Origin of the sequence: Nocardia vermiculata NBRC 100427 (assembly GCF_001613265.1) — a bacterium.
Classification (GTDB): Bacteria; Actinomycetota; Actinomycetes; order Mycobacteriales; family Mycobacteriaceae; genus Nocardia; species Nocardia vermiculata.
Genome location: NZ_BDCA01000047.1, coordinates 18,709 through 39,846, shown reverse-complemented (window position 1 = coordinate 39,846; position 21,138 = coordinate 18,709). Strand labels below are relative to the sequence as shown.

At 66.0% G+C, this 21,138-nt stretch carries 17 protein-coding genes; 8 read left to right on the top strand and 9 right to left on the bottom strand.

Translation table 11 applies throughout. The features are described from left to right. Nucleotides 1-44 precede the first annotated feature (44 nt). From NV2_RS29465 to NV2_RS31610, 4 genes are all read left to right on the top strand, one after another. Entirely contained in the window at nt 45-821 is a 777-nt protein-coding gene (locus NV2_RS29465; protein WP_084475694.1) for a hypothetical protein, read from the top strand. A 511-nt stretch (nt 822-1,332) separates the two neighbouring features. Continuing rightward, nucleotides 1,333-4,833, top strand: coding sequence for a DNA-directed RNA polymerase subunit beta (gene rpoB, locus NV2_RS29460; RefSeq protein ID WP_067881866.1), 3,501 nt, complete (start codon nt 1,333-1,335; stop codon nt 4,831-4,833). 137 nt (nt 4,834-4,970) lie between these two features. Beyond that, on the top strand, nt 4,971-8,924 hold the full coding sequence (locus NV2_RS29455; RefSeq protein WP_067881852.1) for a DNA-directed RNA polymerase subunit beta': 3,954 nt from the start codon (nt 4,971-4,973) through the stop codon (nt 8,922-8,924). Nucleotides 8,925-9,097: 173 nt separating this feature from the next. Further along, a complete protein-coding gene (locus tag NV2_RS31610) occupies nt 9,098-9,268 on the top strand; it encodes a hypothetical protein (protein WP_157103150.1) in 171 nt (56 codons plus the stop codon). Between the two features lie 8 nt (nt 9,269-9,276). Here the strand turns inward: NV2_RS31610 and NV2_RS29450 are convergent, their stop codons facing one another. Next, nucleotides 9,277-10,011 (bottom strand): TetR/AcrR family transcriptional regulator, encoded by a 735-nt coding sequence (locus NV2_RS29450; RefSeq protein WP_084475693.1) that lies wholly within the window; start codon nt 10,009-10,011, stop codon nt 9,277-9,279. A gap of 77 nt (nt 10,012-10,088) precedes the next feature. Between NV2_RS29450 and NV2_RS29445 the strand changes: the two genes are divergently transcribed. The 3 genes from NV2_RS29445 to NV2_RS29435 are packed head-to-tail and all read left to right on the top strand — an operon-like array spanning nt 10,089 to nt 12,996. Then, nucleotides 10,089-10,940, top strand: coding sequence for an SDR family oxidoreductase (locus tag NV2_RS29445; protein WP_067881861.1), 852 nt, complete (start codon nt 10,089-10,091; stop codon nt 10,938-10,940). Continuing rightward, entirely contained in the window at nt 10,937-12,037 is a 1,101-nt protein-coding gene (locus NV2_RS29440) for an MBL fold metallo-hydrolase (RefSeq protein WP_067881849.1), read from the top strand. The genes NV2_RS29445 and NV2_RS29440 overlap by 4 nt, the downstream gene beginning before the upstream one ends. After that, a complete protein-coding gene (locus NV2_RS29435) occupies nt 12,034-12,996 on the top strand; it encodes an alpha/beta hydrolase (RefSeq protein WP_067881847.1) in 963 nt (320 codons plus the stop codon). The genes NV2_RS29440 and NV2_RS29435 overlap by 4 nt, the downstream gene beginning before the upstream one ends. Before the next feature lie 137 nt (nt 12,997-13,133). On the opposite strand, the gene NV2_RS29430 is transcribed toward NV2_RS29435, so the two are convergent. The 8 genes from NV2_RS29430 to NV2_RS29395 all read right to left on the bottom strand — a co-directional run bounded on the left by NV2_RS29430 (nt 13,134) and on the right by NV2_RS29395 (nt 19,988). Continuing rightward, nucleotides 13,134-15,509 (bottom strand): ATP-binding cassette domain-containing protein, encoded by a 2,376-nt coding sequence (locus tag NV2_RS29430; RefSeq protein WP_067881843.1) that lies wholly within the window; start codon nt 15,507-15,509, stop codon nt 13,134-13,136. 33 nt (nt 15,510-15,542) lie between these two features. Beyond that, nucleotides 15,543-15,953 carry a VOC family protein gene (locus NV2_RS29425; RefSeq protein WP_067881840.1) on the bottom strand — a complete coding sequence of 137 codons (411 nt, stop codon included), beginning with the start codon at nt 15,951-15,953 and terminating at the stop codon, nt 15,543-15,545. Nucleotides 15,954-15,963: 10 nt separating this feature from the next. After that, nucleotides 15,964-16,404: a helix-turn-helix transcriptional regulator gene (locus NV2_RS29420; RefSeq protein WP_067881837.1), complete on the bottom strand. Its 441-nt coding sequence runs from the start codon at nt 16,402-16,404 to the stop codon at nt 15,964-15,966. 61 nt (nt 16,405-16,465) lie between these two features. Next, on the bottom strand, nt 16,466-17,179 hold the full coding sequence (locus NV2_RS29415; RefSeq protein ID WP_067881834.1) for a hypothetical protein: 714 nt from the start codon (nt 17,177-17,179) through the stop codon (nt 16,466-16,468). A 115-nt stretch (nt 17,180-17,294) separates the two neighbouring features. Beyond that, the gene (locus tag NV2_RS29410; RefSeq protein WP_067881830.1) at nt 17,295-17,795 is read right to left on the bottom strand and encodes a hypothetical protein; all 501 of its coding nucleotides are present in this window, start codon (nt 17,793-17,795) and stop codon (nt 17,295-17,297) included. Then, complete coding sequence (locus tag NV2_RS29405) at nt 17,731-18,876, bottom strand: DNA polymerase III subunit beta family protein (RefSeq protein ID WP_084475695.1); 1,146 nt, start codon at nt 18,874-18,876, stop codon at nt 17,731-17,733. The genes NV2_RS29410 and NV2_RS29405 overlap by 65 nt, the downstream gene beginning before the upstream one ends. 52 nt (nt 18,877-18,928) lie before the next feature. Then, nucleotides 18,929-19,429 carry a hypothetical protein gene (locus tag NV2_RS29400; protein WP_067881827.1) on the bottom strand — a complete coding sequence of 167 codons (501 nt, stop codon included), beginning with the start codon at nt 19,427-19,429 and terminating at the stop codon, nt 18,929-18,931. A gap of 4 nt (nt 19,430-19,433) precedes the next feature. Beyond that, on the bottom strand, nt 19,434-19,988 hold the full coding sequence (locus tag NV2_RS29395) for a cupin domain-containing protein (protein WP_168436045.1): 555 nt from the start codon (nt 19,986-19,988) through the stop codon (nt 19,434-19,436). A 176-nt stretch (nt 19,989-20,164) separates the two neighbouring features. On the opposite strand from NV2_RS29395, the gene NV2_RS29390 reads away from it, so the two are divergent. Further along, the gene (locus NV2_RS29390; protein WP_168436046.1) at nt 20,165-21,100 is read left to right on the top strand and encodes an AraC family transcriptional regulator; all 936 of its coding nucleotides are present in this window, start codon (nt 20,165-20,167) and stop codon (nt 21,098-21,100) included. The last annotated feature ends 38 nt before the right edge of the window (nt 21,101-21,138 follow it).

Genomic DNA, 21,138 nt, shown 5'->3' with positions numbered 1-21,138 from the left:
CCCAGGCGCCCGCCCCCCAGCCGGGATCGTAGGAGGTACCCCACATGGCATCCCGTCCCCCGGTCAACAAGGTTTCCTCCCGGCTGCGCCCCGGCGCCGGCTCGTCCGAGCCGGCCGAGCGTACGGTCCGGCGCCCCGGCGCCACCGCCGTCGGTAAGTCGGGGAAGGCAGAGAAGGCGAGGCCACGGACCAAGACCATCCGTTCCGGTGCACCGGTCCCGCCGGCACCGGCCTCCCAGTCCTACCCCGGCCCGCGTGCCGCCGGCCCGTCGAAGTTCTCCCGCCGGCCGACGGCCGGGCAAACGAAGAACGGGCCCCGCTCACGCCGGCCCGCGCCCGGCTGGATGTTGGCCGCGGCGCTGCTGGTGGCGGCCGTGGTGGTCAGTGCATTCGCCGCGGTCGCGGCGCTGCGGCCCGGGGTGGGCGACGGTAACGACGCCTATGTCGATACGCAGGCCACTCAGCAGGTCGTCGCCGCGGCGGACAATGCGCTGAAGACCGTGTACTCCTACGACGTGCAGACCGTGGGTGGCTACAAGGATGCCGTGCACAAGGTGGTCACCGGCAAGATGCGCGCCGACTTCGACAAGTTCGCCGACACCACGGTCGACGCGATCCAGCAGGCCAAGTCGACCGCGCAGGCCACCCCGGACCCGATCGGCGTGACCTTGCTCACCGACGACCGGGCCGAGTTGTTGGTGAATCTCACGGTGAACGCGACAAAGGACGGCGCTCCGCAGGAAAGTGCCGCCGGTCCGATCGTGCTGCACATGCAGAAGGTCGACGGGCACTGGCTGGCGAGCGAGATCGCCGACCGCTGAGCGTCGCCAGGCGGGTTCGGAAGTATGTTCGACCGGGTGGCTTGCTCGATCTTCGCAGCTCAGCGGCATGTGTTCGGCCGGAAAAGCGAGTGATTCGCCAGCGCGGCAGCGTATCTCGTAGTTATCGAGGTGGTCTCGCCACTTGACGAGTTACGTCCGAACCGTCACGCTATTCACAACAGCGGCAGCTGTGACGGGGTCGAGTACCCAGGTCGAGGCGCCGCCGGAGACTCGAACGCAGCCAGCGAACACCGGGTCCGGCGCGCCGAGCATCCGGATCTCGGTTCGGGTGGTACTTTGACACCTTTTATTTCTGGGTGTACGTTTGGACTTTGCGCTGGCTGCCTCCTGTCCATTCCTTGATCGCATCACGAAAGTTCCACCGTTCCGGTGTTACTTCCGTCGTTTGCTGTTCGGGTCTCGTTCGGGTTGGGACCAGCAGAACTCGTAGCAGACAAGCGACGGTTGCTTCGGTGTCTTGTACGTACAGGCACCAGGTGACGCGCGTGAGGTGCTGGAAGGACGCATCTTGGCAGTCTCCACCCAGACCAAGGCCGGTATTCCCGGAGCCCCGAAGCGGGTGTCTTTCGCGAAGATTCGTGAACCCTTGGCGGTTCCGGATCTTCTCGATCTACAAACCGAATCGTTTGCGTGGCTGGTCGGTTCTCCCGATTGGCGTGAGCGGGCCATCGCCCGGGGCGAAGCCGGCCCGGTCGGTGGGCTGGAGGAGGTCCTCGAGGAGCTCTCGCCCATCGAGGATTTCTCCGGTTCGATGTCCCTGTCCTTCTCCGATCCGCGCTTCGAAGAGGTCAAGGCCTCCATCGAGGAGTGCAAGGACAAGGACATGACCTACGCGGCGCCGCTGTTCGTGACCGCGGAGTTCATCAACAACAACACCGGTGAGATCAAGTCTCAGACGGTCTTCATGGGCGATTTCCCGATGATGACCGACAAGGGCACGTTCATCATCAACGGCACCGAGCGTGTTGTCGTCTCGCAGCTGGTGCGTTCGCCGGGTGTGTACTTCGACGAGTCCATCGACAAGGGCACCGAGAAGACCCTGCACAGCGTCCGCGTGATCCCGTCGCGTGGTGCGTGGCTCGAGTTCGATGTCGACAAGCGCGACACCGTCGGTGTGCGCATCGACCGCAAGCGCCGCCAGCCGGTCACCGTGCTGCTGAAGGCGCTGGGCATGACCACCGAGGAGATCACCGAGCGTTTCGGTTTCTCCGAGATCATGCTGTCGACCCTGGAGAAGGACAACACCGCCGGCCAGGACGAGGCGCTGCTCGACATCTACCGCAAGCTGCGTCCGGGCGAGCCGCCGACCAAGGAGTCCGCGCAGACCCTGCTGGAGAACCTGTTCTTCAAGGAGAAGCGCTACGACCTGGCCCGCGTCGGTCGCTACAAGGTCAACAAGAAGCTGGGTGTCAACTCGGGTGAGCCGGTCATCGGTTCGACGCTGACCCGCGAGGACATCATCGCCACCATCGAGTACCTGGTGCGCCTGCATCAGGGCGACAAGCTGATGACTGCCCCCGGCGGCGTCGAGGTTCCGGTCGAGGTCGACGACATCGACCACTTCGGCAATCGCCGGCTGCGCACCGTCGGTGAGCTGATCCAGAACCAGCTGCGGGTCGGCCTGTCGCGTATGGAGCGCGTCGTGCGTGAGCGCATGACCACACAGGACGTCGAGGCGATCACCCCGCAGACCCTGATCAACATCCGCCCGATCACGGCGGCGATCCGGGAGTTCTTCGGCACCTCGCAGCTGTCGCAGTTCATGGACCAGAACAACCCGCTGTCGGGTCTGACCCACAAGCGTCGTCTGTCGGCGCTGGGCCCGGGCGGTCTGTCCCGTGAGCGCGCCGGTCTGGAAGTCCGCGACGTGCACCCCTCGCACTACGGCCGCATGTGCCCGATCGAGACCCCGGAAGGCCCGAACATCGGCCTGATCGGTTCGCTGTCGGTCTATGCGCGGGTCAATCCCTTCGGGTTCATCGAAACCCCGTACCGCAAGGTCGTCGAGGGCCGGGTGACCGACGAGGTCACCTACCTGACCGCCGACGAAGAGGACCGCCACGTCCGCGCCCAGGCCAACTCGGCCGTGGACTCCGACGGCAACTTCGTCGAGGACCGGGTGCTCGCGCGCCGCGGTAACGAGGAGATGGAATTCGTCTCCCCGGCCGAGGTCGACTACATGGACGTCTCGCCGCGCCAGATGGTGTCGGTGGCGACCGCGATGATTCCGTTCCTCGAGCACGACGACGCCAACCGCGCGCTGATGGGCGCGAACATGCAGCGTCAGGCCGTGCCGCTGATCCGTTCCGAGTCGCCGCTGGTCGGCACCGGTATGGAGCTGCGTGCCGCGGTGGACGCCGGCGATGTCGTGGTGAACGAGAAAGCCGGTGTGGTCGAGGAGGTCTCGGCCGACTACATCACCGTCATGCACGACGACGGCACCCGTAAGTCCTACCGGATGCGCAAGTTCGCGCGCTCGAACCAGGGCACCTGCGCCAACCAGCGTCCGATCGTGGACGAGGGCCAGCGCGTCGAGCAGGGCCACGTGCTCGCCGACGGTCCCTGCACCGAGAACGGTGAGATGGCACTGGGCAAGAACCTGCTCGTGGCGATCATGCCGTGGGAAGGCCACAACTACGAGGACGCGATCATCCTGTCGCAGCGCCTCGTGGAGGACGACGTGCTCACCTCGATTCACATCGAGGAGCACGAGATCGATGCCCGCGACACCAAGCTCGGTGCCGAGGAGATCACCCGCGATATCCCGAACGTCTCCGACGAGGTCCTGGCCGACCTCGACGAGCGCGGCATCGTGCGCATCGGTGCCGAGGTCCGCGACGGCGACATCCTGGTCGGCAAGGTCACCCCGAAGGGCGAGACCGAGCTGACCCCGGAGGAGCGCCTGCTGCGCGCCATCTTCGGTGAGAAGGCCCGCGAGGTGCGCGACACCTCGCTGAAGGTGCCGCACGGTGAGTCCGGCAAGGTCATCGGTATCCGCGTGTTCTCCCGCGAGGACGACGACGATCTGCCTCCGGGCGTCAACGAGCTGGTTCGCGTCTACGTCGCGCAGAAGCGCAAGATCCAGGACGGCGACAAGCTGGCCGGCCGCCACGGCAACAAGGGCGTCATCGGCAAGATCCTCCCCAAGGAGGACATGCCGTTCATGCCCGACGGCACCCCGGTCGACATCATCCTGAACACCCACGGCGTGCCGCGTCGTATGAACATCGGCCAGATCCTGGAAACCCACCTGGGCTGGATCGCGAAGGCCGGTTGGAATGTTCAGGTCGCCGATGGTGGTGCCCGGCCGGACTGGGCCAAGAATCTCCCCGAGGAGATGCTCGGCCAGGAAGCCGACACCAATATCGCGACGCCGGTGTTCGACGGTGCACAGGACGACGAGCTGACCGGTCTGCTGGGTTCCACCCTGCCGAACCGGGACGGCGAGACCATGGTCGACGCCAACGGCAAGTCGGTGCTGTTCGACGGTCGCTCCGGCGAGCCGTTCCCGTACCCGGTGGCCGTGGGCTACATGTACATCCTGAAGCTGCACCACCTGGTGGACGACAAGATTCACGCGCGTTCGACCGGCCCGTACTCGATGATCACCCAGCAGCCGCTCGGTGGTAAGGCGCAGTTCGGTGGTCAGCGCTTCGGTGAGATGGAGTGCTGGGCGATGCAGGCCTACGGCGCCGCCTACACCCTGCAGGAGCTGCTCACCATCAAGTCCGACGATGTCGTCGGTCGCGTGAAGGTGTACGAGGCGATCGTCAAGGGCGAGAACATCCCCGAGCCGGGTATTCCGGAGTCGTTCAAGGTTCTGCTCAAGGAGCTCCAGTCGCTGTGCCTCAACGTCGAGGTGCTGTCCTCCGACGGCGCCGCGATCGAGATGCGCGACGGCGACGACGAGGACCTCGAGCGTGCCGCGGCGAACCTCGGCATCAACCTGTCCCGCAACGAGGCTGCGACGGTCGACGACCTGGCGCAGTGAGCGAGCGCGCGAGTGAACCATCGACACAGCGTGATCGGTCCCGGCACCCACTCGGGCGCCGGGGCAGTACTCCGCCACGGCGGAAGAACTAGCGAACTTTGCTCGATACTGAACCCGAACAGGGGAAAGGAAGTTACGTGCTAGACGTCAACTTCTTCGATGAACTCCGGATCGGCCTGGCCACCGCCGAAGACATTCGCAACTGGTCTTTCGGTGAGGTCAAGAAGCCGGAGACCATCAACTACCGCACGCTCAAGCCGGAGAAGGACGGCTTGTTCTGCGAGAAGATCTTCGGTCCCACCCGGGACTGGGAGTGCTACTGCGGTAAGTACAAGCGGGTGCGCTTCAAGGGCATCATCTGTGAGCGCTGTGGCGTCGAGGTGACCCGCGCCAAGGTGCGCCGTGAGCGGATGGGCCACATCGAGCTGGCCGCACCGGTCACCCACATCTGGTACTTCAAGGGTGTGCCGAGCCGGCTGGGCTACCTGCTGGATCTGGCGCCGAAGGATCTCGAGAAGATCATCTACTTCGCCGCCTATGTCATCACCAGTGTCGACGACGATCTGCGCCACAACGAGCTGTCCACGCTCGAGGCGGAGATGGAGGTCGAGAAGAAGACCATCGCCGATCAGCGCGATGCCGATCTCGAGGCTCGGGCGCAGAAGCTCGAGGCCGATATCGCCGAGCTCGAGGCCGAGGGTGCCAAGTCCGACGTCCGCCGCAAGGTGAAGGACGGCGGCGAGCGCGAGATGCGTCAGCTGCGCGACCGCGCCCAGCGTGAGCTGGACCGGCTCGACGAGATCTGGACCACCTTCTCCAAGCTGTCGCCCAAGCAGCTGATCGTCGACGAGCTGCTCTACCGCGAGCTGCAGGACCGCTACGGCGAATACTTCACCGGTTCGATGGGTGCCGAAGCCATCCAGAAGCTGATGGAGAACTTCGACATCGAGGCCGAGGCCGAGAACCTGCGCGAAACCATTCGCACCGGTAAGGGCCAGAAGAAGCTGCGTGCGCTCAAGCGCCTGAAGGTCGTCGCGGCCTTCCAGACCAACGGCAACTCGCCGATGGGGATGGTGCTCGACGCCGTTCCGGTGATCCCGCCGGAGCTGCGCCCGATGGTTCAGCTCGACGGTGGCCGTTTCGCCACCTCCGACCTGAACGACCTGTACCGCCGCGTGATCAACCGCAACAACCGCCTCAAGCGACTGATCGACCTCGGTGCGCCCGAGATCATCGTCAACAACGAGAAGCGGATGCTGCAGGAGTCCGTGGACGCGCTGTTCGACAACGGCCGTCGCGGTCGCCCGGTGACCGGCCCCGGTAACCGCCCGCTGAAGTCCCTGAGCGATCTGCTCAAGGGTAAGCAGGGTCGTTTCCGGCAGAACCTGCTCGGTAAGCGCGTCGACTACTCCGGCCGTTCGGTCATTGTCGTCGGTCCGCAGCTGAAGCTGCATCAGTGTGGTCTGCCCAAGCTGATGGCGCTCGAGCTGTTCAAGCCGTTCGTGATGAAGCGTCTGGTCGATCTGAACCACGCGCAGAACATCAAGTCCGCCAAGCGGATGGTCGAGCGGCAGCGCTCGCAGGTGTGGGACGTCCTCGAAGAGGTCATCGCCGAGCATCCGGTGATGCTCAACCGTGCACCCACCCTGCACCGCCTGGGTATCCAGGCCTTCGAGCCGCAGCTGGTCGAGGGTAAGGCCATTCAGCTGCACCCGCTGGTGTGTGAGGCCTTCAACGCCGACTTCGACGGTGACCAGATGGCCGTGCACCTGCCGCTGTCGGCGGAGGCACAGGCCGAGGCACGCATCCTGATGCTGTCCTCGAACAACATCCTGTCGCCGGCTTCGGGTCGCCCGCTGGCCATGCCGCGTCTGGACATGGTGACCGGCCTTTTCTACCTGACCCGCCTGGAAGAGGGCGCCAAGGGTGAGTACCGCGCCGCGACCACCGACGAGGCCGAGTTCGGGGTGTACTCCACTCCGGCCGAGGCCCAGATGGCGGTCGACCGTGGCGAGCTCAGTGTGCGTTCGCTGATCAAGGTCCGGTTGACCCACCAGCGCCCGCCGAAGGACACCGAGGCGGAGCTGTTCCCGGAGGGCTGGCAGCCCGGCGACGCGTGGACCATCAAGACCACGCTGGGCCGCGTGCTGTTCAACGATCTGCTCCCGGCGGACTACGCGTTCATCGACGAGCCGATGCCGAAGAAGCGGCAGGCGGCGATCATCAACGATCTCGCCGAGCGCTACCCGATGATCGTGGTCGCGCAGACCGTCGACAAGCTCAAGGACGCCGGCTTCTACTGGGCCACGCGTTCGGGTGTCACCGTCTCCATGTCGGACGTTCTCGTTCCGCCGGAGAAGGCCGACATCATGGAGAGCTACGAGGCGCAGTCCGACCAGATCGAGAAGAAGTACCAGCGCGGTGCTCTCGATTACCAGGAGCGCAACAACGCCCTGGTCAAGATCTGGCAGGAAGCGACCGAGGAGGTCGGTAAGGCGCTGCGTGCGCACTACCCGGCCGACAACCCGATCATCACGATCGTCGATTCGGGCGCCACGGGTAACTTCACCCAGACTCGTACCCTCGCGGGCATGAAGGGGCTGGTGACCAACCCGAAGGGTGAGTTCATCCCGCGGCCGATCAAGTCCTCGTTCCGTGAGGGCCTGACGGTTCTGGAGTACTTCATCAACACCCACGGTGCGCGTAAGGGTCTGGCCGACACCGCGCTGCGTACCGCCGACTCGGGTTACCTGACCCGTCGTCTGGTGGACGTGTCGCAGGACGTCATCGTGCGCGAGACCGACTGTGGCACCGAGCGCGGCATCGTGGTGCCGATCGCGGAGAAGCAGCCCGACGGCTCGGTCATCCGCGACGCCCATGTCGAGACCAGCACCTACGCTCGTACGCTGGCCTCCGACGCGGTCGATGCGCAGGGCAACGTCGTGGTGGAGAAGGGTCACGATCTCGGTGACCCGGCCATCGAGGCGCTGCTGGCCGCCGGAATCACCGAGGTGAAGGTCCGCTCCGTGCTGACCTGCACCACCGGTACCGGCGTCTGTGCCACCTGCTACGGCCGTTCGATGGCGACCGGCAAGCTGGTCGATATCGGCGAGGCCGTCGGTATCGTCGCCGCCCAGTCCATCGGTGAGCCCGGTACCCAGCTGACCATGCGTACCTTCCACCAGGGTGGTGTCGCGGGTGACGACATCACCGGTGGTCTGCCCCGTGTGCAGGAGCTCTTCGAGGCTCGGGTGCCCAAGGGCAAGGCGCCCATCGCCGAGGTGTCGGGTCGGGTGCGGCTCGAGGACGACGACCGCTTCTACAAGATCACCATCATTCCGGACGACGGTTCGGACGAAGTGGTCTACGACAAGCTGTCGAAGCGTCAGCGTCTGCGTGTGTACAAGCACGACGACGGTTCCGAGCGTCTGCTGTCCGACGGTGACCACGTCGAGGTCGGCCAGCAGCTGCTGGAGGGCTCGGCCGATCCGCACGAGGTGCTGCGCGTGATGGGTCCGCGTCAGGTGCAGATCCACCTGGTCCACGAGGTCCAGGAGGTGTACCGGTCGCAGGGTGTGTCCATCCACGACAAGCACATCGAGGTCATCGTCCGTCAGATGCTGCGCCGTGTCACCATCATCGATTCGGGTGCGACGGAGTTCCTGCCCGGTTCGCTGGTGGAGCGTTCGGAGTTCGAGGCGTCCAACCGCCGCGTCGTCTCCGAGGGCACCGATCCCGCATCGGGCCGCCCGGTGCTGATGGGTATCACCAAGGCGTCGCTGGCCACCGATTCGTGGCTGTCGGCGGCCTCCTTCCAGGAGACCACTCGCGTGCTGACGGATGCGGCGATCAACTGCCGCTCCGACAAGCTGATCGGTCTGAAGGAGAACGTGATCATCGGTAAGTTGATCCCGGCCGGTACCGGTATCAACCGCTACCGCAACATCCAGGTGCAGCCCACCGAGGAAGCTCGGGCCGCGGCGTACGCGGTGCCGTCCTACGACGACACCTACTACAGCCCCGAGGGCTTCGGCACCACCACGGGTGCGGCGGTTCCGCTGGACGACTACGGATTCAGCGACTACCGGTAAGCGCTTATCGGGCAATACGATCGGGCCCCCGCTCCGTTCAGGAGTGGGGGCCCGAGTCGTGTCCGCGGATATGTTTGCACTGCGGCCCGGTTTCACCGACTGGGCGACGCATTGAACGTCGGCGTCACTGCGCGGCTCGGACCCGGTGCTGATCGAGGCCGTTCAGTAGCGCGGTGAGGCCGAATTCGAAGCCGTCATCCGGTGCGGCGTTGTACCGCGCCCACCGCTCATGGCCGTTGGGCGGTGTCGCCCTGCTGCCGACCGCCATGGCCGGACCGCATCCGGTCGATACCGACCGGATGCGGCCGGTGAACCGGGTGGTGCGAAAGATTCTGCCGGGCTGAGCCGTCGGTCAGTTCTCCAGCGCGCCGCGGGCGGCGGTGAACAGGGTCGTGCAGACGTCGACGAGCGCGTCGGGAGACTGCGGGGTGCCGCTCATCAGCCAGTCGACGAGCAGGTGGTTGACGCCGCCGACGAGCGCTACGGCGGTCGAGTTCTGTTTGGGGGTGAGCGGTTCGCTGCGGTGGGTGGCCCAGGTGGCGGCGACGATATCGGCGAAGGCGCGCAGCACCTCGTGACGGCTCGCTTCCATGGCAGGGGAGACGCCGACGACCTCGATCAGCACCACCCGGGCACGCCTGGGGTCGTCGGTGAGGTAGCCGACGAATGCTTCCAGGCCGGCTCGGGCCTGGTCGTCGACATCGTCGCCGACGTCGCCGACGGCGGCGACCGTCGCTGCGCGCATGCCATCGACCAGTTCGGAATACAGAGTGGCCAGGCAACTTTCGCGGTCGGTGAACGATTCGTAGAAGTAGCGCTCGGTCAGCCGGGCTGCGCGGCAGAGCTGTTTGACCGAACTTCCGGCGTAACCGACGGTGCCGAACACTTCGAGTGCGGTCTTGAGAATGCCGGCGCGCCGGACCGCGCGGCGCTCGTCGGGTGTCAGTCCCTGGTACTTGCGGCCCGTCGACCGTCTGCCGGAATCGGCTGTCGACTGATCGGAGGTGACGGGGGTGTCCGCGCCCGCAGCCTTCGGCCGCGAATCCCGTGCCTTCGAACCGCGTGCCGTCGTCGAACCTCGTGCCATGACCCCTGTCCTTATCTGCTGTCCTATGGCACACTAGAGCATCGTTCGTGACACGCGTTCATGTCAGAATGGAAGGAATGCTCATGAGCTCGTCGACAACCGGGCAGGTCGTCGCCGTGACCGGCGGCGCCCGCGGAATCGGTCGTGAGATCGCCCGGACGCTGGCCGCGGCCGGTGCCCGCGTTGCCATCGGCGACCGGGACGAAGCGGCGGCGGTAGCGACGGCCGGTGAGCTGGACGGCACGGTCCGGGGCTTCGCACTCGATGTCACCGAGACCGACTCCTTCCGTGGCTTCCTCACCGCCGTGGAATCGCTGTGGGGTCCGATCGACGTGCTGGTCAACAATGCCGGTGTGATGTGGGTCGGGTCCTTCGACGAGGAGCCGGAGACCGCGACAGCGCGCATGCTGGAGGTGAATCTGCACGGCGTCATTCGCGGAGTGCGGTTGGCGGCACCGGCCATGCGGGATCGGGGGCGCGGACATATCGTCACCATCGCGTCGGCGGCCGCCCGGCTGTCCCCGCCGGGAGAATCGACCTATGCCGCGACCAAGCACGGGGTGCTCGGCTATCTGACCGGTGTGCGCGAGGAGCTACGCGGAACCGGTGTGCACCTGTCGGTGATCATGCCGAGCGTAGTGGCGACCGAACTGGCCGCCGGCACCTCGACCGGCGCCGCGAAACTGCTCCAGCCCACCGAGGTGGCTGCGGCCGTGCTGCGTGTTGTCGAACGCCCGCGCTTCGAGACCACCCTGCCCCGCTATATCGGCCCACTGGTCCGGCTCGCCGAACTGCTGCCGCAACGGCTGCGGGACCGAATCTTCCGGCGCATGGTCCCCGACCAGGTCGACGCGACCCGAGATGCTTCGGTCCGAGCGGGCTACGAACGCACCCTGACAGAATCCACCGATCCCGGAGAACGACGATGACCGAAACTCAGTCCCCGACCACGGTGCGCCCGATCCCGGAATTCGATGGTGTGCACCGCATCTGGCCCCGTGGTGACCGGCTGCACGCAGTCCGTGACGCCGCGGCGAAGTATCGCGAGCGCTTCCTCGCCCAGGGGCAGATCAAGACGGTACAGAGCATCGACATCGCGGCCGCGCCCTATCCGGCCCGATTCGCCTTCCAGGGGTACTCGGTCAACCTGAACCCTTTCATCAGCATCATCAACCGGATGATGGTGGTGCAGTTCGAGGGGTTCGACGGCGGGCTGAAAACCCTGGTCTGGGAGCCGACGGTGGCGGCAGGTTCGGCGGAGGCGCCGTTCTACCACAAGCTGCAGAAGTTCGGGAATGCGCTGCATGCCGGCCGGTTGTTCGTGAAGTACTACAACGATCCCGATGCCGTGCTGCCGAATCTCGGTCTGACCAACGCCGATGTGGACTACGTCAGCTTCGATCACCTGCACGTCCAGGACGTCCGGATGATCATGGGCTCGGACCAGCCGATCGAGGGGGAGCCCGCAGCGCGAGAACCGCTGTTCCCCAACGCGAAACTGCTGGTGCACCGGCGCGAACTGGGCACCTTCGAATCCATGCATCCGATGCAGTGGGCGTGGTATGTCGAGAACGGGATGGACGGCGTCGACCAGGAGCGGTTCGAGATCTTCGACGGGGACGTGGAACTCGGCGTCGGCGTCAGCCTGCTGTGGACCCCCGGACACACCGATGGCAATCACTCACTGTGTCTCAACACTCCGGACGGTATCTGGGTGTCCTCGGAAAACGGTATGGCTCCGGACAATTGGCAGCCGGAGCTGTCCAAGATCCCCGGCGTGAAGCAGCAGGCGGAGTTCTACGGTCGCGAGGTCGTGCTCAATGCCAACACTCTCGAGGACAGTCTCGACCAGTACGACTCGATGGTGAAAGAGAAGACGATGGCCTCCCGGTCGCCGCGGGACCCGCGCTGGTTGCAGGTGCTGCCCTCTTCGGAATGTGTGAATTGGAAACGGCAGTGGCCGCTGATCCCCACCCATTCACACGGTGGCCTGAACTACGGCACCATCGTGCGCGCGGGCCGATGACCACGACCCGGCCGGTGCGCGCACCGGTGGTCGTGCACGATTCGCCGAGTGCGGTATCGGTCGGGATGTTCTGGGCGGCACGGATATTCCTGAAGCCGGTCTACCGGTTCTGGCCGCTGGGCGAGCGCGGCATGCGCGCGCTGCGGTTCCTCGAAACGGCCTTCTCCCGACTGCCGTTCCCGAGCGCGGTACAGCACGGTGCCGCCGAGCTGGGCGGTGTCGAGGTACACACCTATCGGCCGCTACGGCCCGCGCCGGATGCGGTGACCGATACGCACGTGCTGTTCCTGCACGGCGGCGCGTTCATCTTCTGTGGTCCGGCCACGCACCGGCACGTCTGCAGCCGGCTGGCCGAAACACTCGGCGTGCCGGTGTATTCGGTGCGGTATCGGCAGCTGCCCGAGGCGGGCGTCGGCACGTCGGTCTTCGACGCGTGTACCGCGTATCGCGCCCTGGCCGAGCGGATCGGTGGCGCCGGGCGGATCGTCGTCGCCGGTGACTCGGCCGGTGGCTTCCTGGCTGCGAAGATCTGCGAACTCGCCGAGCGTGACGGGCTGCCGCGCCCGGCCGCCTTCGTCGGCTATTCGCCGCAACTCAGCCTCGATGCCGACCGGCACGACCCGGAACTGCTGAAACACGATGCGTACCAGCCACTGAGCGCGGTCCGCCGGGCCAAGGCCAGATGGCTGCGCGGCGATATCGAATTGCGCGGATCGCGCACACCGATCGACGCACCGGTCACCGCCTTCCCTCCGACCTTCCTGACCGTCGCGGAGCGGGAATTGCTGGAGCCGGACATCCTGGCCTTCACCGAACGCCTGTATCAGGGCGGGGTACCGGTGGAAACGCATCGCTGGCGCCGCCAGGTCCATGCCTTTCCGGTCCTCGATCGCCTGCTGCCGGAAAGCCGGGAGGCGATCGCCGCCACCGGGCGATTCCTGCGCACGGTGCTCGGCTGACCGCCCGGCGCACCAGAACCCACGTCGGCGCACGCATTGAGCCGCCCACGCCGACGTGTGCGCGCCTGCCCGGCCGGTCACGGACGGGCAGGCGTTTCCCCGGCGCTCGGTCGACGCTGTCCGCGGCTCACCCGGCCTCAGGCGCCGACGTAGCTCGCCAGATGTGCGCCGGTGAGGGTGCTGCCGTCGGCGATCAGATCGGCGGGAGTGCCTTCGAAGACGATCCTCCCGCCGTCGTGGCCGGCACCGGGGCCGATGTCGACGATCCAGTCGGCATGGGCCATCACGGCCTGGTGGTGCTCGATGACGATGACCGACTTACCGGCGTCGACCAAACGGTCGAGCAGGCCCAGCAGGTTTTCCACATCGGCCAGATGCAGCCCGGTGGTGGGCTCGTCGAGGACGTAGATGCCGCCCTTCTCGCCCATATGGGTAGCGAGCTTGATGCGCTGGCGTTCACCGCCGGACAACGTGGTCAACGGCTGTCCCAGTTTCAGATAGGCGAGGCCCACGTCCTCGAGCCGCTGCAGGATCTTGTGTGCCGCGGGAATCCGCGCCTCGCCCTCGCCGAAGAAGTCCTCGGCTTCGGCGACCGACATGTTCAGCACCTCGCTGATGTTGCGTCCGCCGAGGTGGTAGTCGAGAACGGCAGCCTGGAAGCGCTTACCGTCGCATTCCTCGCAGGTGGTGGCCACTCCGGCCATCATCGCCAGGTCGGAGTAGATCACTCCGGCGCCGTTGCAGGCCGGGCAGGCGCCCTCCGAGTTCGCGCTGAACAGCGCCGGTTTGACGCCGTTGGCCTTGGCGAATGCCTTACGGATGGGCTCGAGCAATCCGGTGTAGGTGGCGGGGTTGCTGCGCCGGGAACCGCGGATCGCGCCCTGATCGACCACCACCACACCGTCTCGGTCGGCGACCGAACCGTGGATCAGTGAACTCTTCCCGGACCCGGCCACGCCGGTGATCACACACAGCACGCCGAGCGGGATGTCGACATCCACGTTCTGCAGATTGTGCGTCGCAGCGCCGCGAATCTCCACTGCGCCGGACGGGGGACGAGTGTCGTCCTTCAGTTTCGCCCGATCGTCGAGATGGCGGCCGGTAATCGTGTCGCTGTGCCGCAGCCCGTCGAGATCACCTTCGAAACATACGGTGCCACCGCCGGTTCCGGCGCCGGGGCCGAGGTCGACGATATGGTCTGCGATCGCTATCGCCTCCGGCTTGTGCTCGACCACCAGCACGGTATTGCCCTTGTCCCGCAACTGCAGCAGCAGGTTGTTCATCCGCTCGATATCGTGCGGGTGCAGTCCGACGGTGGGCTCGTCGAAGACGTAGGTGACATCGGTGAGTGACGAGCCGAGGTGACGGATCATCTTGGTGCGCTGGGCTTCTCCACCCGAGAGCGTTCCCGCCGGGCGGTCCAGGGACAGGTAGCCGAGCCCGATCTCGGTGAACGAGTCGAGTAGGTGTTGTAGCCCGTGTAGCAGCGGGCGCACCGAGGCCTCGTCGAGTTCACGGACCCATCCGGCCAGGTCGCTGATCTGCATGGCACACACGTCGGCGATGCTCTTGCCCGCGATCTTCGAGCCGCGGGCCTCGGGGCCGAGACGGGTGCCGTCACATTCGGGGCAGGTCGTGAAGGTGACCGCGCGTTCGACGAAGGCGCGGATATGTGGCTGCATGGCGTCGACGTCCTTGGACAACATCGACTTCTGGATCTTGGGGATGAGCCCCTCGTAGGTGAGGTTGATGCCCTCCACCTTGATCTTGGTCGGCTCCTTGTAGAGCAGATCGTGGGTCTCGCGCTTGTTGTATTTACGGATCGGCTTGTCCGGATCGAACAAGCCACAGCCCCGGTAGATCCGCCCGAACCAGCCGTCCATGCTGTACCCGGGGATGGTCAGGGCTCCCTCGTTGAGCGAAAGACTGTCGTCGAACAGCGCGGTCAGATCGAAATCGGTGACCGACCCCATCCCCTCACAGCGTGGGCACATGCCGCCCAGCCGGTGGAAGGTCGCTTTGTCGGTCTTGGTCTTACCGCCTCGTTCGACGGTTATCGCACCGCTGGCGGTCACCGAGGGCACATTGAACGAATAGGCGTTGGGTGAGCCGATCTGTGGCTGTGCCAGCCTGCTGAACAGGATGCGCAACATGGCGTTGGCATCGGTGGCGGTGCCGACGGTGGAGCGCGGGTTGGCGCCCATCCGTTCCTGGTCGACGGAGATGGCCGTGGTGAGACCGTCGAGGAAATCGACTTCGGGCCGGGCCAGGGTCGGCATGAAACCCTGGACGAAGGCGCTGTAGGTCTCGTTGATCATCCGCTGCGATTCGGCGGCGATGGTGCCGAATACCAGCGAGCTCTTGCCCGAACCGGAGACACCGGTGAATACGGTCAACCGGCGCTTGGGGATCTCGACGCTCACGTCCTTCAGATTGTTCACCCGCGCCCCGTGGACGCGAATGAGATCGTGACTGTCGGCGACATGCTGGTCCGGTCTCGCGGCCTTGCTCATGGTCTCTCCGTATTCGGTTCGGTCGGTGACGGGTCAGGAAGACTGCTGGATGCGCAGCAGATTGCCGCACGGGTCGCGGAAGGCGCAGTCGCGTACGCCGTAGGGCTGATCGGTGGGCTCCTGCACCACCTCGGCGCCCACGGCCTGCATCCGATCGAACAGTTCGTCGACGTTCTCGGCGGCGAGATTGACGCTGGCGAAGGTGCCCTTGGCCATCATGTCGGCGATGGTGCGCTGTTCGTCGTCGGTGATACCCGGGGTGGCGTTCGGCGGGTACAGCACGATCGAGGTGTCCGGTTGCCCGGCCGGCCCGACGGTGATCCAGTGCATGCCCTTGTAGCCGACATCGTTGCGGACCTCGAAGCCGAGCACATCACGGTAGAAGGTCAGTGCGGCTTCCGGATCGTCCTGCGGAAGGAATGTGTTGTGAATGGTGATCTGCATGAGCTTCAGGTTATTGCCGCTCGGTAACCCGCGCTTCTCGATTCCTGATCGGTCTGGTGACCTGTTTCGCCACGCACGAGGGCATACCGCGAGTGGCGTCGGCGGCCTCACGCCGGTAGACACTGGGCGATACGCCCACCAATTCGGTGAAGCGGGTGCTGAAGGTACCCAGCGACTGGCAGCCGACCTCGAAACACACGTCGGTGACGCTGAGATCACCGCGGCGCAGCAGCGCCATCGCACGTTCGATGCGCCGCGTCATCAGATATCCGTACGGCGATTCCCCGTAGGCGAGGCGGAACTGTCGGCTCAGATGGCCCGCCGACATGTGCACCTCGCGCGCCAATGCCTCGACGTCGAGCGGTTTCGCATATTCGCGATCGATCCGATCGCGTACGCGCCGCAGCAGCGCCAGGTCGCGGCGTCGTTGCTGGGGAGAGGTGCTGCTCACCCAGTGATCGTGCCACGCGATACCGACATTTTCAGCGCGTTCGGTGCCGGCGGCGGCATGATCACTGCCTTTCCCGCACCTGGGGGCACGATTTGCCTGCCAGATGGCATTTCTCCTCGAATCCGCCGGGCAGCCAATTACCCGACAGCAGCAGCGGGTGATTGGGGAAATGCAGATGTCCGGCGACGACGAATATCAACGTTGCCCACGGGCTCTGCAGCTGCCACTGCCGCAGACTTCCGCCGCTGCCGCGATAGCTCGCGACGATCCGGTCGGGGCCGGTCAGGTCGATGGTATCCAGCGCCGACCACCGGATGCCCGCGGAGATGTCGTTGTTGGTGAGGTGTACGCGCTGGGTCGAGATCATCGCCGAGCCGGGGCGTTCGGGGACCCAGCGCTGCTGCGCGGCCACCTCGGCGCGATGTCGGCGGGCCCGATTCGCCAAGGCATTGCCCAATTGCGCCGCGGCGACGAACGAGGCGGTTCCGGTGGCGTAGATCTCGTTACGCGTCCAACTGCCGTCCCCGGTCGCGCGCCAGAAATACCACTGCGCAGGCCCCTCGGCGAGACATACCTCGCCCGGGTCGATCCGGATCCGCGTGGATTTGACGGGCAGCTGTGCCAGCTCGTCGCGCCGCAGCAGATCGAGTACACCGCACGTATAGCGCAGGTGGTCGTCGAACCATGTCCATCCGGCCCGGTCGGCAAGGGCCCGGTCGATATCGGCCAACGGGTCGAACACAGCGATCTCACCCACCTTCGTCACCAGCTGCACCGCAGGATATCCACGGTATCCGAGGACGCCCGAGTGCGGGAGTGCTCGCCGCTGCCGGATGTGGTGCTCCCGGTGCCGGATTCGCCCGGATCGTCGGACCACTACTCCTGCGGGCCTAGGAGCCGGTACTCCCCGGTGCGGAGGGCCGGCGCTCCCGGGATCCTGCGGCGATCATGTCGCGGGTCTCGTCGAGTGCCCGGCGGATCATCCGACCATAGGCGTCGTCCGGGAGGGCCTCGGTGAAACGACCCGCCGCGACCAGGTGTTCGGTCGCCGCGTCGAACGATCCGAGCAACCGATAGTTGTCCGCGAGGTTCAGATGGAGTGAGGGGTAGAAGCCGGCGATGTGCAGCGAGTCGTGATGGCGCTGGACGCGGGCGTCGGTGAGCGCGGCGGCGGCATCCAGGGCTCGGATATCCCAGGTGAGCGCGCGGGCCGGGTCGGGGTACAGATCGGCGAGGTAATGGGCGAGGGTGCAGCGATGCAGCGGATCGCCGTGCGGGCCCAGTTCGGTCCAGAGTTCGACGAGTTCTGCTCGCGCAGTGTCCGTCTCACCGCGACGGGCGCGTTCGGTCGCCGCGGCGATGGCATTCATGGTCGGGTCGGTCGTGGTCATCGGCACTCCTGATGCTGGACGGATCGACGGGCATGGCGAGTGAGGTGAGATCGCCGTCGTCGGCGGAACGGATGACGATCGGCCGATCCGGTCCGGTGATGTCGATCATCACGTCGGGCCCGATGGCGGTGCCGATCGCCGGATAGAGGGTGGTGAGGTCGAAGGCGAGCTCGATGTCCGGACCGGTCACCACCGCGGCCGGCGCTGCCCGGCGCGGCGATCCGGGTTCGCAGAGGGTGAGCGAACCGTGCGCGATGCGCAGCAGAACATGCTGTGCGCGTATGTTTTCCAGTCCTCGAACCAAGCCGTCGTGCGCCGTGACGACGCGGGTGCGAGCCGCCCCGATCGAATCGAGCAGCACCCGATGGTCGGGGAAGGTCCCGGGCAGGATGCGGCAGCTACGCGACGCCGCGTCCCCGGCTCGGAAGATCAGGGCGTGCGGTGCGGCGGTGAGCTGCACGATATGGCCGCGGCGCAGTTCGGGAACCGCCAGCCGCAGGTCGTCGCCGGCGACCGTGGCGGACCAGTCGGTGCCTTCGGGGCGTTCCCGCCGGCCGGCGACGAGAGTGCGGGTGGACAGGCGGTAGCGGTCGGTGGCGGTGAGGGTGAGTGCTTCGGTGGACACCTCGATATGCACGCCGCCCAGCACGGGGTGGTCCGGTTCCCGGGCGGTGGCGGCGAGAATCTGTTCGACGGCCATCGCGAATATCGGGCCGCTGACCGTCGTGAGTTCGCGGTCGCGTCCCGGTCCCAGCGTCCGCTCGAGCTCCGCGGCCCGGGTGCGGGCCCGCTGCAGCTGCTGCTCCAGCCCGATCAGGTGCTCGTCGATGAGCCGTGCGGCCCGGGCGGCGCCGGATTCGAGTACCTCCGCGATGATGCCCAGCGACATGCCGATCTCGCGTAGTTCCCGGATGGTCACCGCGCGATCGAGTCGGCTCTCGTCGTAATAGCGATACCCGGAGCCGGGGTCGACGACGGCCGGTGTGAGTAGCCCGGAATCCGCGTAGAAGCGCAGCGCGCTCGCCGTGAGCCCGCTCGCTCGCGCGAACTCGCCGATCGTCAGCAGCCGGGAATCAGTCACCACCTCATGATGAAGCTTCAGCCAACGTGAAGGTCAACCGCTGCGCCGGCGATCAACGGTGCGAGCGGAAGGTGCGCATCCGGCCCGACTGTGCCGAGACCAGTGCGTGCGGGCAATGCGGCCGCGGCGGCGGCGCTACGGCATCGGTGCGGGTGACGAGCCGCCAGCCGAACGGGATCAGGTGGACGTGCTGGACATGCTCACTGAGCCGTTCGGTGAGCTCGGTGCCGATGTCGATGGTGTCCGCGACATGAGTGAGAACGTCGATCGCCCCAGCGGCGGGAACGAGGTCCCGGATACCCGGTAGTGCGCACTGTGGCGTTGCGGAGATGACTACCGACGATGCGGTGTCGGTCGTACAGGCGCGATGCAGCATGTGAACGGCATGTTCGCGCAAGGGGTAGTCACCCGGTTCGACGACGATGTTCACCAGCAGGCAGTCGACGAATGTCTGTGTCGCGCCCACCACGTCGGGAGCCAGCGCAACAGCACATGGCCCTGCGCTGACCGGCGTGTACTCGAAACTGCGCCAACGGTTCCCGACAATTCGCATGACGCTACGGTTCGACCGGCGTGTTCGGCGCGACCCCGCACAGGGTGTAGCAGAATACGAAGGGTTCGGTGCCGTCGTTGAACCAGCCGTGTGGGGTGCCGTGCTGGATCACGCAATCGCCCGGCTGCAGAGTGACGTCCGTGCCGTCGTCGATCCGCATCCGGCCCTGTCCGCTGAGCACGACCACCATGTCCATACTGTCGGTGGCATGCATTCCGGGGCGCTGCGGATCGAAGCTCGCCATCATTCCCGCAACCTTGGTCTCGGCTTCGGCGACGAGTCCGGCCATCGCGGTCTCCGACAGTGTCGGGTCGGGCTCGTAGGACAGACCTCCGGGGATCGAGATGTATCCGAACCGAAGCCCGCCGGGACCGGGAAAGAAGGTGGTCTCGGTGCGCGGCGGCAGGCCGGTCAGCGGGAGTTGCGGCGGCTCGTCGAGTTCCCACATGCGATGCACTTGCGCCCCGGGGAGCATTGCCAGGGTGAGCGGTGCGATGTCGTCGTCGGCAAGGATCCGCCCCTGTCCCGTGTCGTCGTCACCGATCACGATTCTGCGCATTCCACACTCCTGAATCTCGAAATCATGAACGAACCCGGCCGGCATGGGTTGTGCTCGGGGCGGGTCGTTTTCTCAGCTGTGCGCCGACCGTAGCGATCGTGGTAATGCCGCGGCGTGTCCTGCGGCGCAGCGGTATTGTTCAGATGCGCATAAACCGGGAACTTGGCGGTGACAGGGTGACGATCAGTGCCGAATCGGCCACGACCAGTACTGTCGATCCGCAGGATCGGCTCGATTACTGGACGCAGTTGATCCGCTCGTATCAGGGCGGTCTGGGCTTCCGGTTTCCGGACTCGGCTGATTTCCACGGACGAACGTGGTTGCGGCGCAGCGGCAATTATCAGCTGGTCGGGTGGGAATCCGGTGCCGTCGGCTACACCCGGAGTCCGAAACTCATTCGATCCGATCCGGACCCCGACTATCGCCTGATCGTCCCCTTCCGGGGCACACTGGCGTTCCACTACAAGGGCGACGAAGGATGTTTGTCCCCCGGCACCGCATGCCTGGTATCCACCGACGATCCGTTCGCATTGTGGATGAGCGAAGGCTCGCACGGACTGATCGTGACCATCTCCGACGTAGAGGTGCGGCATCGTCTCAACGGTGCGGCGCCGCCGCCACGTCCCTTGGATTTCGGTACCGGACTCGGTGCGGTGGCCGGCGCCGTGGTGCGAACTCTGTACTCGCAGCGCGATGCGCTCGACGCTCACGAATTCGATACTGTGGCCGAGCAATTGGTCGATCTACTGTGTACGCATATCCTCGGCGGGAATCCGGCCTCCACCTCGCAGCTGGCGCAGGTGGACGCGGCTGCTCGGCGCTATATCCGGGTGCATGCACGCGATCCGGAACTCACCGGCGCGCAGGTGGCCGCGGCGCTCGGGTGGTCGCTGCGCCAGGTGCAACTGGCGTTCAGCAATGCCGGCACGACGCCTAGTGAGGTCATCCGGGAAGAGCGGCTGTTGCTCGCTCGCGATCGCCTGCGTAGTCCCGCGTACCGGCATCGCAGTGTCGCCGATATCGCGGCGGACCTGGGCTTCGCTTCCGCGAGTAGCTTCACCAAGGTGTTCCGCCGCCGGTTCGGCAGCACTCCAGGGCAGTTGCGGGCCTGAGGAACCGGCGAACCGGGAGTGGCCGACCGATCGGCCCG

Excerpts from the sequence above, each read along its gene's own strand:
- NV2_RS29465 (WP_084475694.1), top strand. The coding sequence starts at position 45 with ATGGCATCCCGTCCCCCGGTCAACAAGGTTTCCTCCCGGCTGCGCCCC.
- NV2_RS29450 (WP_084475693.1), bottom strand. The coding sequence starts at position 10,011 with ATGGCACGAGGTTCGACGACGGCACGCGGTTCGAAGGCACGGGATTCG.
- NV2_RS29445 (WP_067881861.1), top strand. The coding sequence starts at position 10,089 with ATGCTCATGAGCTCGTCGACAACCGGGCAGGTCGTCGCCGTGACCGGC.
- NV2_RS29440 (WP_067881849.1), top strand. The coding sequence starts at position 10,937 with ATGACCGAAACTCAGTCCCCGACCACGGTGCGCCCGATCCCGGAATTC.
- NV2_RS29435 (WP_067881847.1), top strand. The coding sequence starts at position 12,034 with ATGACCACGACCCGGCCGGTGCGCGCACCGGTGGTCGTGCACGATTCG.
- NV2_RS29430 (WP_067881843.1), bottom strand. The coding sequence starts at position 15,509 with ATGAGCAAGGCCGCGAGACCGGACCAGCATGTCGCCGACAGTCACGAT.
- NV2_RS29425 (WP_067881840.1), bottom strand. The coding sequence starts at position 15,953 with ATGCAGATCACCATTCACAACACATTCCTTCCGCAGGACGATCCGGAA.
- NV2_RS29410 (WP_067881830.1), bottom strand. The coding sequence starts at position 17,795 with ATGACCACGACCGACCCGACCATGAATGCCATCGCCGCGGCGACCGAA.
- NV2_RS29400 (WP_067881827.1), bottom strand. The coding sequence starts at position 19,429 with ATGCGAATTGTCGGGAACCGTTGGCGCAGTTTCGAGTACACGCCGGTC.
- NV2_RS29395 (WP_168436045.1), bottom strand. The coding sequence starts at position 19,988 with ATGCGCAGAATCGTGATCGGTGACGACGACACGGGACAGGGGCGGATC.